Annotated in this window: 11 protein-coding genes; all 11 read right to left on the reverse strand. The window is 72.7% G+C overall.

The window, feature by feature from the left end:
- Positions 1–167: 167 nt before the first annotated feature.
- The gene (locus ACIQVT_RS16565) at positions 168–1,865 is read right to left on the reverse strand and encodes a flavin monoamine oxidase family protein (RefSeq protein ID WP_403753178.1); all 1,698 of its coding nucleotides are present in this window, start codon (positions 1,863–1,865) and stop codon (positions 168–170) included.
- Positions 1,866–1,930: 65 nt separating this feature from the next.
- Positions 1,931–2,719, reverse strand: coding sequence for a carbon-nitrogen hydrolase family protein (locus tag ACIQVT_RS16570; RefSeq protein WP_403753180.1), 789 nt, complete (start codon positions 2,717–2,719; stop codon positions 1,931–1,933).
- A 409-nt stretch (positions 2,720–3,128) separates the two neighbouring features.
- Positions 3,129–3,581: an Lrp/AsnC family transcriptional regulator gene (locus ACIQVT_RS16575; RefSeq protein ID WP_121789788.1), complete on the reverse strand. Its 453-nt coding sequence runs from the start codon at positions 3,579–3,581 to the stop codon at positions 3,129–3,131.
- 27 nt (positions 3,582–3,608) lie between these two features.
- Positions 3,609–5,099: an amino acid permease gene (locus ACIQVT_RS16580; RefSeq protein ID WP_403753183.1), complete on the reverse strand. Its 1,491-nt coding sequence runs from the start codon at positions 5,097–5,099 to the stop codon at positions 3,609–3,611.
- Positions 5,100–5,493: 394 nt separating this feature from the next.
- On the reverse strand, positions 5,494–6,936 hold the full coding sequence (locus ACIQVT_RS16585; protein ID WP_403753186.1) for a GuaB1 family IMP dehydrogenase-related protein: 1,443 nt from the start codon (positions 6,934–6,936) through the stop codon (positions 5,494–5,496).
- 101 nt (positions 6,937–7,037) lie between these two features.
- Entirely contained in the window at positions 7,038–7,397 is a 360-nt protein-coding gene (locus tag ACIQVT_RS16590) for a barstar family protein (protein WP_403753189.1), read from the reverse strand.
- Complete coding sequence (locus ACIQVT_RS16595) at positions 7,394–7,801, reverse strand: ribonuclease domain-containing protein (RefSeq protein ID WP_403754079.1); 408 nt, start codon at positions 7,799–7,801, stop codon at positions 7,394–7,396. Before ACIQVT_RS16595 ends, ACIQVT_RS16590 begins: the two co-directional genes overlap by 4 nt.
- 58 nt (positions 7,802–7,859) lie before the next feature.
- Complete coding sequence (locus ACIQVT_RS16600) at positions 7,860–8,903, reverse strand: sugar-binding transcriptional regulator (RefSeq protein WP_403753192.1); 1,044 nt, start codon at positions 8,901–8,903, stop codon at positions 7,860–7,862.
- A 90-nt stretch (positions 8,904–8,993) separates the two neighbouring features.
- Positions 8,994–9,680, reverse strand: coding sequence for a ribulose-phosphate 3-epimerase (gene rpe, locus ACIQVT_RS16605; RefSeq protein WP_403753196.1), 687 nt, complete (start codon positions 9,678–9,680; stop codon positions 8,994–8,996).
- 167 nt (positions 9,681–9,847) lie between these two features.
- Positions 9,848–11,266: an RsmB/NOP family class I SAM-dependent RNA methyltransferase gene (locus ACIQVT_RS16610; protein WP_403753199.1), complete on the reverse strand. Its 1,419-nt coding sequence runs from the start codon at positions 11,264–11,266 to the stop codon at positions 9,848–9,850.
- A gap of 81 nt (positions 11,267–11,347) precedes the next feature.
- Positions 11,348–12,280 (reverse strand): methionyl-tRNA formyltransferase, encoded by a 933-nt coding sequence (gene fmt, locus ACIQVT_RS16615; protein ID WP_403753202.1) that lies wholly within the window; start codon positions 12,278–12,280, stop codon positions 11,348–11,350.
- Between the last annotated feature and the right edge of the window lie 97 nt (positions 12,281–12,377).

Here is a 12,377-nt window from a genome sequence, read left to right on the forward strand (position 1 = left end):
GACGGACCGCACAGGTCGACACAGGCGCACCGAAGTCTGCCGCCGACCGTCCGCGCCCCGCTCCGCCGGCGGACCGACCCCACCGGACGCGACGCACCACCCGCACACGCCGGCAAGGCCGACCGGAGTCCGCCGGCGGCCGTCCGCGGCGTGGTCGTCGTTGCCGGTCAGTCCTCGGGCAGCTCCACGGGGGCGATCTCGTCGTAGACGTCGCCCGGGCCCGGGTTGGTGGCGTCGGTGGTGCCGCCGAAGTGGCGCATGACGCCCCAGACCGCGTTCAGCGCGGTCTGCACCGCGCCCTCGGCCCAGCCGGCGGTCCAGGAGATGTCGTCGCCGGCGAGGAAGATGCCCCGCTTGTCCTCGGGCAGCCGGTCCTGCATGAAGTGGGTGAACAGGCGCCGCTGGTAGCGGTAGTGTCCGGGCAGGTTGGCCTTGAACGCGCCCATGAAGTAGGGCTCGTTCTCCCAGGAGACGGTCACCGGGTTGCCGATGATGTGCTTCCTGATGTCGACCTTGGGGTAGATCTCGCCGAGCGACTTCAGCATGACCTCCATCCGCTCGTTCGCGGACAGCGGCAGCCACTTCAGGCTGTCGTCGCACCAGGTGTACGACAGGCAGATCACGGCGGGCTTGTCCGGCCCGTCGTCCAGCAGGTAGGTGCCGCGGGTCATGCGGTCGGTGAGCGTCATCGACATGACGTCCCGCCCGGTCACCTCGTCCTTGTCCAGCCAGAACGGCCGGTCCACCGGGACGAAGAGCTTGGAGGACTCCATGTAGTGGGTGCGCTCGATGGCGGTCCAGTGGTCGATCGGGAAGAGCGAGTCGTCGCAGGCGATCTTGGACAGCAGCATCCAGGACTGGGCGGTGAAGACGGCCGCCTGGTAGGTGCGGATGTCGCCGTTCGCGTCCGTCACGGTGATCTGGTTGCCCGCGGTGCGGTGCAGCCGGGTCACGGCGGGGCGCGGCTCGCCGTCCACGTGCAGGGACTTCAGCGAGGTGCCGTACGGCCAGTGGACGATCTTCTCCGGCTGGCGCTCCCACAGGCGCACCGGCAGCTGCTGGGAGCCGCCGACGATGCCGCGGTGGTGGTCGTCGGCCTCGGTGTAGACGACGCGCAGGATCTCCAGGATGGAGTTCGGGAAGTCGGTGTCCCAGCCGCCGGTGCCGAAGCCGACCTGGCCGAAGATCTCCCGGTGCCGGAACGACTTGAAGGCGTCGGAGTCGCAGAGGAAGCCGTAGAAGGTCTGGTTGTCGAGCTTCTCGACCAGCTTGGCCCAGATCTCGCGGATGCGCGGCACGTCCCGCTCGCGCATGGCGCGGTTCATGTCGGAGAAGTCGGCGCCCTCCTCCAGGCACCTGCCCCAGGCGGCGGCGACGTCCCGGTACACCTGCGGCAGGTCGTCGATCGTCTCGGCGTAGTGCGACTCGCCCTTGAGGTCGACCACGGTCGAGGGGGTGGCCTCGGCCAGCGGGTTGGGGAAGGGGCGGGTCTCCAGACCGACCAGGTCGATGTAGTGCTGGAGCGCGGTGGAGGACGGCGGGAAGCGCATGGCGCCCATCTCCGCGGTCAGCGAGTCGTCGCAGCCCTCGAAACCGACCGTGCGGAGCCGGCCGCCGATCTGGTCGGCCTCGTAGACGACGGGCTTGAGGCCCATCTTCATCAGCTCGTAGGCGGCGATGACGCCGGACAGGCCGCCGCCGATGACGGCGACCTCGGTACCGTGCTCGGTGGCCGGGATCTGGCCGAGGCCCGCCGGGTGGGCCAGGAAGTCGTCGTAGGCGTAGGGGAAGTCCGGGCCGAACATGGTGATCGGCGGCTGCTGCTCGTCGGTGTGCTCGACGGCGTTGGGCACCGTGGACGTCATGGGGGTACGGACTCCTTGGGCGAGGTGAAACAGGGGGGAGGCTGGTGCGGCGGCTCGGACCCGGCTCAGACCAGGGACCCGTACAGACCGGGGCGGCGGTCGCGCAGGTACGGGTTGGTCTCGCGGGAGGCGGCCAGGAAGGCGGGGTCGGCGTCGGCGATCACCAGTTGCTCGCCACGGCCGGCGCGGGTGCGGGCCACTCCGTCGGGTCCGGCGAGGACGGACAGCCCGACGAACTCGAACTCCCCTTCCTGGCCGACCCGGTTGACGTAGGCGACGTACATCTGGTTCTCGAAGGCGCGCACCGGGATCATCGACTCGGCGACGAACTGGTACGGGTGCATCTGCGCGGTCGGGACGAGGAGGAGGTCGGTGCCGGCCAGGGCGTGGGCGCGGACGTTCTCCGGGAACTCCACGTCGTAGCAGATCAGCAGGCCGACGGTCAGGCCGTTGAGCTCGGCCTGGACGACGTGCCCCTCCCCCGGTGTGAAGTGGTCGCGCTCGAAGCAGCCGAACAGGTGGGTCTTGCGGTAGTTCGCGAGCCGGGTGCCGTCGGCCGAGATCAGCTGCGCCGAGTTGTACACGGTGTCGCCGTCGCGCTCCGGGTAGCCGTAGGCGAGGGCCAGGCCGTGCCGGGTCGCGATCTCGGCGACCGCGTCGGCGGAGTCGCCGTCGGCGGGCTCGGCGAGGCCGGCGATGTCGTCGCCGATCGCGTAGCCGGTGAGGAACATCTCCGGCGCCGCCAGCAGCCCCGCGCCCGCGGCGGCGGCCCGGCCCGCGGCCTCGTCGAGGACCTTCAGGTTCTCGGCGATCGAGCCGGGCCGGCCGGAGCCTTGGAGCAGGGCGGTGCGCATGCGGGATCCTCACCGTTACGGGGGGTTTGGGGGGCCGATTAGACGGTACGGTCGGCGGACTCGGCCGGACAAGCAGGAGCCGTTGCGCGCCGGTGCGCGGTTCGTTGCGTCCGGTGCCGTCGGCGCGGCGATTCGTTGCGTGGCCCGGCGCGGAACCCGTGCCGTCCCCGGGGCGCTCCGCCTGGCGGGCACCTCTACGGTGACCTGCGCGAAGGCACGGGGCGGCGCGCCGGGGGGGGAAGGCCGTGGCGCATCCGGCCGGCCGCGGATGCCGACGGCCCGGGTCCCCTGCGTGGGAGCACGGGCCCGGGCCGGTTGCTGCCGGTCGGTGGTGCGGGGCACGGGCACCGCCCGTCGGCCGTCGCGAACCGCGTGTCCCGTCCGGCGTCCGGACGGGACACGCGCGGGATCATCCCGGCGCGCCCGAGGAGAACCGCCGCAACAGGGGCGACAGCACCAGCACCGACTTGGTGCGTTCCACGAAGGGCTCGCCGGCGATCCGCTCCAGCACGCGTTCGAAGTGGCGCATGTCGGAGGCGAAGACCTGGGCGATCGCGTCCGCGTCACCGGTCACGGTCGACGCGGCCACGACCTCCTGGTAGCGCTCCAGACCCCGCTGGATGGTCTCCGGGGAGGTGTTGCTGCGGCAGTAGATCTCGATGTACCCCTCGGTCTCCCAGCCGAGCGCCGCCGGATCCACCCGGACGGTGAATCCGGTGATGGCTCCGGTGGCGCGCAGCCGGTCCACGCGTCGTTTCACGGCGGGGGCCGACAGTCCGACCATCTGCCCGATGTCCGCGTAGGAGCGGCGGGCGTCCTCGGCGAGGGCGTGCACGATGCGTTCGTCGAGATCGTTCAGCACAGGGGGTGGTTCACTTCTTCGGTTCGGTCACTTTCCTGCCGTCACCGCGAGGTCCTCGTCGGTCGCGAGACGGGAACGGCGGTAGCCGTACAGGAAGTAGAACACGAGCCCGACAGCCATCCAGACACCGAACACGGCCCACGTGACGGCGGACAGGCTGCCCATCATCCACACGCAGCAGAGGAAGCCCAGCGCGGGCAGCAGCCACGACAGCGGGACGCGGAACGTGCGCTTCATGTTCGGCCGGGTCCGGCGCAGCACCACGACCGCGATGTTCACCAGGGCGAAGGCGAACAGGGTGCCGATGCTGGTGGCGTCCGCGAGCTGCCCCAGCGGGATGGCGGCGGCCAGGACGCCGCAGAACAGGGCCACGATGACCGTGTTGGCGCGCGGCACGCCGCTCTCGCGGTGGACGCGGGCGAACACCTTGGGCACCAGGCCGTCACGGGACATCGCGAAGAGGATGCGGGTCTGGCCGTACAGCACGGTCAGGACGACGCTGGCGATGGCGATGACCGCGCAGAAGGCCAGCAGGGTGCCCCAGAAGCTCTGGCCGGTGACGTCCGTCATGATCTGGGCGAGCGCGGCCTCGGAGTCCTGGAACGTCCGCCAGGGCTTCGCGCCGACCGCGACGGCGGCGACCAGCACGTACAGGGCGGTGACGATGACCAGCGAGAGCATGATGGCGCGGGGCAGGTCGCGCTGGGCGTCCTTGGCCTCCTCGCCGGCGGTGGAGGCGGCGTCGAAGCCGATGTAGGAGAAGAACAGCGTGGCACCGGCGGCGCTGACGCCGCCCATGCCGAGCGGCATGAAGTGGGAGTAGTTGCCGGACTTGAAGCCCATGAAGCCGATCGCGCAGAACATCACGAGCGCGGCGATCTTCACGCACACCATGACGGTGTTGGCGCGCGCGGACTCCTTGGCGCCGCCGAGCAGGAACGTCATCGCCAGGAGCACCACGATCAGGGCGGGCAGGTTGAACACGCCGCCGTGGACACCGGGCGGGTTGGCCAGGGCGTCCGGGATGGTGACACCGAAGGCGCCGTCGAGCAGTTCGTTGAGGTACTCGCCCCAGCCAACGGCCACGGCGGCGACCGAGACGCCGTACTCCAGGAGCAGACACCAGCCGCACACCCAGGCGATCAGCTCGCCCATCGTTGCGTATGCGTACGAGTACGAGGAGCCGGAGACCGGGATGGTGCCGGCCAGCTCGGCGTAGGACAGGGCCGAGAACAGCGCGGTGACGCCGGCGATCACGAAGGAGACGGTGACGGCCGGGCCCGCCTTGGGGACGGCCTGGCCGAGGACGACGAAGATGCCGGTGCCGAGGGTGGCGCCGATGCTGATCATGGTCAGCTGCCATAGGCCGAGGGAGCGCCTGAGCTGGCCCCCCTCGCCCTGGCCGCCCTCCGCGACCAGGCGTTCCACGGGCTTGCGACGCATCAGGCGCGCGGCGACGCCCGGGGACGCGGGGGCGGCCGGTTTCTGGTTCTGCGGGGGTGCGCCTTGATCGAGCACGCGGTTGGCTCCTTATCGCTGCCGGGGGTTGCGAGGCGGGCCGGCATGACCGCCGGCCCTCGTGGGAGGGGACCGGCGGGAACCTGCGCGGGCAGGAACCGACCGAGCGGGGTCCCCGCCACACCACGTCTAGCGCAGCACCTTACGAGGCAGGCCTTCACGGGCGTAATGCAGCAACCTTGCGCATCCCCGGACGATCATTGCGTCTATCGGCTGGGAGTGCCCATTCGTTGCGCACACGTTGCCGAGCGTTGCACGACGCCCTGGATGACCGACTTCCCCGTCCCGCGGGCGGCTACCCGCGCGGCCCGGCGGCCGGTGGCCGGGAACGCCGACGGCCCCCGTTCCTCCCGGGGCGCGGGAACAACGGGGGCCGTCGGATCGGCGGCGGAGGTCAGCTCCAGCTGGCGTGCAGCGGCTTGCCCTCGGCGTAGCCGGCCGCGCTCTGGATGCCGACGATGGCCTTCTCGGCGAACTCCTCCAGGGAGGCGGCGCCGGCGTAGGTGCAGGAGGAGCGGACACCCGCGATGATCGAGTCGACCAGGTCCTCGACGCCCGGGCGGGTCCGGTCGAGGTACATGCGGGAGGTGGAGATGCCCTCCTCGAACAGCGCCTTGCGGGCGCGGTCGTACGCGGACTCCTCGGACGTGCGGTTGCGCACCGCGCGTGCGGAGGCCATGCCGAACGACTCCTTGTACAGACGGCCGTCGGCGTCCTGCTGGAGGTCGCCGGGGGACTCGTAGGTCCCGGCGAACCAGGAGCCGACCATCACGTTGGACGCGCCGGCCGCGAGTGCCATCGCGACGTCGCGCGGGTGGCGGATCCCGCCGTCGGCCCACACGTGCTTGCCGTACTTCTTCGCCTCGGCGGCACACTCCAGGACCGCGGAGAACTGCGGCCGGCCCACGCCGGTCATCATCCGCGTGGTGCACATGGCGCCGGGACCGACGCCGACCTTGATGATGTCCGCGCCCGCGTCGATCAGGTCCTTGACGCCCTCGGCGGAGACGATGTTGCCGGCGACGATCGGCACCTGCGGGTCGAGTGCGCGCACCACCTGGACGGCGCTGATCATCGACTCCTGGTGGCCGTGCGCGGTGTCGATGACGAGCGTGTCCACGCCGGCGTCGAGCAGCTGCTTGGCCTTGCCCGCCACGTCGCCGTTGATGCCGACGGCGGCGGCGATCCGCAGCCTGCCGTTCGCGTCCACGGCGGGGGTGTACAGGGTGGCGCGCAGGGCGCCCTTGCGGGTGAGGATGCCGGCGAGCCTGCCGTCGGTGTCGACGGCCGGGGCGTAGCGGCGGTTGGCCGCGTCCAGCCGGTTGAAGGCCTCGCGCGGGTCGATGTCCGCGTCGAGCAGCAGCAGGTCCTTGGACATGACCACTTCGAGCTGCGTGAAGCGGTCCACGCCGGACAGGTCCGTGTCGGTGACGACACCGACGGGCCGCAGGTTCTCGTCCACGACGACACCGGCGTTGTGCGCGCGCTTGGGGAGCAGGGCCAGGGCATCGGCGACGGTCTGGTGCGGGGCCAGCACGATCGGGGTGTCGAGGACCAGGTGGCGGCTCTTCACCCAGGAGACGACATCGGCGACGACGTCGATGGGGATGTCCTGCGGGATGACCACCAGGCCGCCCCGGCGGGCGATCGTCTCGGCCATGCGGCGGCCGGCTATCGCGGTCATGTTGGCGACGACGAGCGGGATGGTGGTGCCCGTGCCGTCCGGCGAAGCGAGGTCCACGCCCTGACGCGAGCCCACCGCGGAGCGGCTCGGCACCATGAACACGTCGTCGTACGTCAGGTCGTACGCGGGCTGGATGTCATTGAGGAAACGCACGTGCTGCACATCCCAGTCGATCAGAGGTGGCCCCCGGACAGGTGTGCCAGGGGGAAAGAGCACGTACTTCATTCTCCCACGACGTCAGCGCTGCGCCGCCCTCACAGAACGTCCAGGCCGGGCGCGGTCTCCTGGGAGGATCCTCCAAGGGCGAGGACGACGGTGAGCCGCGGCGTCCGGTCGGCGGCCTCGGCGAACACGTCCAGCGCGGTCCGCCACCCGCCGGGGTCCGTCTCGGCGTACGGCCGCCAGTTCCGCACCACGACCAGCAGCCCCCGGGCGACGGCTCCCGCGGGCCACACGCCGTGGTCGGCGAGGGAGTCGGCCAGCGCGTCCCAGTTCCGGCCGAACCAGTCGGGCAGGTCCAGGGCCCGGGCGACGCGGTCCATGAGGGCCGCCTTGTCCGTGACGCCGTCCAGGTCGAGGGTGACCGCGTACCGCCCGGCCAGGTCTTCCGTCATCTCAGCACCGCCCGGAACGACTCGTAGTGGTCATCGGTGTAGTACGTCTCCCGGTCCTGCCCGGTGACGATGCGCCGGGCGCCACGGTCGCGGGAGCCGGGCGTGGGCACGGTGTACTCGTGGTAGTGACCGCGCCGCTGCCGCGGCAGGCGGCCCTCGAAGTTGCCGAAGACGGCTCCGTCCCTGGCGTACGGGAAGGGGCCTCCCCGGTCGATCAGGGCGAGCGTCCGGCGGGCCTCGGCGGGGAGCCGGGACGCACGGACGGTGGCCATGCCCGCGGCCCACGACGGGGTGGAGGGCCGGGTGGAGGCGCCCGGGTCCGTCGGGGCCGCGTCAGGGGACGCGCAGCCCGTCAGCAGGACGGAGAGGCAGAGGAGCAGCCCCGTCAGGGCGGCGAGCAGCACCGCCGGCGCGCGCCGGACGCCCGGCGGCGGGGCGCCGACGCGGACGCCGGCGGTGCCGTCAGTGCCCGTCGGGGTCGGCACGGTTCAGCGCGGACTTCGGCGTGGGTCCCGCGGTCATCAGGTAGTCGGCGGCCGACGTGTCGGTCACCAGGCTGGTGACCAGACCGGAGCGGAGCACCGCGTCGATCGCCGCCGCCTTGCGCTGGCCGCCCGCGATAGCCACGACCTCGGGGACGCGGCGGAGCTGGTCGGCCTTGACCGTGATGCACCGCTCCCCCAGGTCGCGCCCGATCCGGCGCCCCTCGGCGTCGAAGAGGTGCGCGGACATCTCGGCGGCGACGCCGAGCGAGGCGTAGTGCGCGCGCTCCTCGTCGCTGAGCATGTCGTGCACGGTCGAGATGCCCGGCTCCCAGGAGCCGATGGAGACGCAGGCGACCGTGACCTTGTCGAAGTACTCGAAGGCCCGGGCGATCCCCGTCTGGTGGCGCAGCGCCACCGCGGTCGCCGCGTCGGGCAGCAACATGGGCGCGTAGATGGGGTGCGCGTCGCCGCCCGACACCTGGGCGGCCCGGCGGACGGCCTCGACCGAGCCGCGCTCGGCGGTCCCGGCGTCGTACACGCCGGTCAGCTGCACCACCGTGCACGGCGGCAGCCGGTCCAGGGCCGCGGCCATGTTGATGGTGGATCGGCCCCACGCCAGCCCGAGCACGTCCCCCTCGTCGACGAGTTCGCCGAGCAGGTCTGCGGCGACCTCCCCGAGGTTCTCGGGGTCGGGGGTCTCCTCGGCGTCGGCCGGGGACTCCACCACCACGGCGTGTCTGAGGCCGTAGCGGGCGCGGAGCGCGTCGGAGCGCTCGGCGTCCAGTTCGGCCGGCACCCGGATCTCGATGCGCACGAGATCCCGTTCGAGGGCCGTCTCCAGGACCCGGGCCACCTTGAAGCGGCTGACGCCGAACTCCTCCGCGATCTGGATCTTGGACTTGCCCTCGAGGTAGAAGCGGCGGGCCATGGCCGCCGCCTGCACCAGCTCAGCGGGTCCCATCCGCATGGCTGACCGGCCCGCCGACATACCCGACACGGCGATCTCCTCACTGCTGTTCACACTCTGGATTCGCCGTTCATCCTTGCAGATCCGGCGCTGCTGATCCGCCCTGATGGACGGCGTTCATTCAAGCGTTCACTTGGCTGTGGCTCAGTGGTCGCACGCCCAGGACGCCTGGGCGGTGGCCGTCTCCGCCTGCGTGCGCAGGGCGTGTACGGCCGCTGCCGGGTCCTCGGCACCGTAGACGGCGGAGCCGGCGACGAACACGTCCGCTCCCGCCTCCGCGCACCGCTCGATGGTGGAGGCCGAGACACCGCCGTCGACCTGGAGCCACAGCTCCAGGCCGTGCTTGCCGATCAGCTCCCGGGTGCGACGGATCTTGGGCAGCATGATGTCCAGGAACGCCTGGCCGCCGAAGCCGGGTTCGACCGTCATGATCAGGAGCATGTCGAGTTCCGGCAGCAGGTCCTCGTAGGGCTCGATCGGCGTGGCCGGCTTGAGCGCCATGGAGGCGCGGGCGCCCTTGGCCCGGATCTCCCGGGCGAGCCGCACGGGAGCGGCGGCGGCCTCGACGTGGAAGGTGACCGAGGAGGCCCCCGCCTCGACGTACCGAGGCGCCCAGCGGTCGGGGTCCTCGATCATCAGGTGGCAGTCCAGCGGGGTGTCCGTCGCACGGGCCAGGGACTCCACCACCGGCACCCCGAGCGTCAGGTTCGGGACGAAGTGGTTGTCCATGACGTCGACGTGGAGCCAGTCGGCGCCTCGCACCGCCTCGGCCTCCTCCGCGAGGCGGGCGAAGTCGGCGGAAAGGATGCTGGGATTGATCTGCGCGGCCATGCCCCAAGCCTGCCATGCCCGGGGCACTGATGTTCCCCACCGTCCACAGGCTGGTTCGTTCATCGCACCGGTACGACGGCGCGCCGCCGCCCGGGGACGGGCCGCGCCCCCGGTCCGGGCCGGTCCGGGGGCGCACCGGGCCCGGTACGGCGCCGCTACGGCCGGGCTCAGCCGGTGCGGCGGATCAGCGCCAGGTACATCGCGTCGGTGCCGTGCAGGTGCGGCCACAGCTGTACGTCCGGTCCGTCGCCGAGCGCGGGGAGCCCGGGCAGCAGCGGCCGGGCGTCGACCAGCTCGGTGTCGGGCCGCTGCTTGAGCACGTCGGCGACGACCGCCCGGGTCTCCGCCAGGTGCGGGGAGCAGGTGGCGTAGCCGACGATCCCGCCGACGCGGACCGAGTCGAGTGCCGTCCGCAGCAGTCCGCGCTGGAGCGGCCCGAAGCTGTCCAGGTCCTCGGGGCGCCGGCGCCAGCGGGCCTCCGGGCGCCGGCGCAGCGCGCCCAGCCCGGTGCACGGCACGTCCACGAGCACCCGGTCGAAGACGCCCGGCCGCCACGGCGGCCGGGTCCCGTCGGCGGTGACGACCTGGTACGGCCCGGGGTTGCCGTGCAGGGCCCGGGCCACCAGCCCGGCCCGGTGCGGCTGCTTCTCGGAGGCGAGCAGCGTGGCCCCGCGTTCGGCGGCGAGCGCGGCCAGCAGTGCCGCCTTGCCGCCCGGTCCGGCGCAGCCGTCGAGCCACCGCGCGTCGGGCCCGTCGAGCGGGGCGTTCGCCAGCGCGAGGGCCACCAGCTGGCTGCCCTCGTCCTGCACGCCGGCCCGCCCCTCGCGCACGGCCTCGACCGCGCCCGGCTCGCCGCCCTCGGCGAGCCGCACGGCGTAGGGCGACCAGCGCCCGGGCTCGGCGGCGCCCTCCCGCAGCAGTTCCTCGGTCGTCGACCGCCCCGGCCGCGCGACGAGCGTCACCTCGGGCCGTTCGTTGTCCGCCGCGAGCAGCTCCTCGATGCCGGCCCGGCCGCCGCCGAGGGAGTCCCACAGCGCGGACACGACCCAGCGCGGGTGCGAGTGCACGACGGCGAGGTGGTCCTCCGGGTCCTCGTCGTAGGGCGGCGCCACCTTCTCGGTCCACCCCTGGAGGTCGTCCTGCGCGACCTTGCGGAGCACGGCGTTGACGAACTTGGCGCGCCCGTCGCCGAGCACCACCCGGGCCAGCTCCACGGAGGCGGAGACCGCGGCGTGCGTCGGGATGCGGGTGCCGAGCAGTTGGTGCGCGCCCAGGCTGAGGACGTCCAGCACCGGCGGGTCGACCTCGCGCAGCGGCCGGTCGACGCAGGCGGCGATCACCGCGTCGTACGTGCCCTGCCGGCGCAGTGTGCCGTACACCAGCTCGGTGGCGAGGGCGGCGTCGCGGGCGTCGAAGTCGCCCTTGTCGCGCGCCTTCCTCAGCAGCGGCGGCAGCACGAGGTTGGCGTACGCGTCCCGCTCGTCCACCGCGCGCAACGCCTCGAAGGCCAGGATGCGGACGGGGTCCTTCTGGGGACGGCGGTAGGGCTTGGCGGGCCCGCGGGGCCGCCGGGACTGCTCGCTCACGAAAAAGGTGCTCCGGATGTGATGAAGGGGATGCGGGTCCCAGCCTACGTCGGCGGGGCCCCGCCGCCGCCGTCCGGGGCGTCAGCCGCCGAGCACCTCGCCCTCCGCGATGCGCGTCCCGCGCGCCCAGTCGGCCGCCCGCATGGGCTTCTTGCCCTGGGCCTGCACCCACAGCAGCTCCACGGCGTACGAACCGGTGCCCACGTGCACGCTGTTCTTGCCGGCGGCGAGCGCGCCCGGCGCGAGGTCGGTCCGCTCGGGCACGGGCGCGACCTGGACGAGCTTGAGCCGCTCGCCGCGGAAGGTGGTCCAGGCGCCGGGCGCCGGGGTGCAGCCGCGCACGACCCGGTCGACGCGCAGCGCCGGCGCCGCCCAGTCCACCCGGGCGTCCTCGACGGTGATCTTCGGCGCGACGGTGATGCCCTCGGCGGGCTGCGGCACGGCCTTCAGGGTGCCGTCCTCGATGCCGTCCATGGTCGCGGCCAGCAGCCCGGCGCCCGCGAAGGCGAGCCGGGTGAGCAGGTCGCCGCTGGTGTCGGTGGGGCGGATCTCCTCGGTCACGGTGCCGTAGACGGGCCCGGAGTCGAGTCCCTCCTCGATGAGGAAGGTGGACGCCCCGGTGATCTCGTCGCCCGCCATGACGGCGTGCTGCACCGGCGCCGCCCCGCGCCAGGCGGGCAGCAGAGAGAAGTGCAGGTTGACCCAGCCGTGGGCCGGGACGTCCAGGGCGACCCTGGGCAGCAGGGCGCCGTAGGCGACGACCGGGCAGCAGTCCGGCGCGATCTGCGCGAGCCGCGCCAGGAACTCCGGGTCCCGGGGCTTGAGCGGCTTGAGCACCTCGATCCCGGCCTCCTCCGCCCGCTCGGCCACGGGCGACGCGACCAGCCTGCGTCCGCGTCCGGCCGGCGCGTCCGGCCGCGTGACGACGGCGGCCACCTCGTGCCGCCCGGAGGCGAGCAGGGCGTCCAGGGCGGGAACGGCGACCTCGGGGGTACCGGCGAAGACGAGCTTCATGGGCGGGATCGGGCCTCTCGGGCGGGGGTCGGGCGGGCGGCGCACCAGTCTATGACCACGGGCGGCGCGCGGCGGGTGGGCGGCGTACGCGCATTTC

It is taken from the genome of Streptomyces sp. NPDC100445 (assembly GCF_044759735.1).
GTDB lineage: Bacteria > Actinomycetota > Actinomycetes > Streptomycetales > Streptomycetaceae > Streptomyces.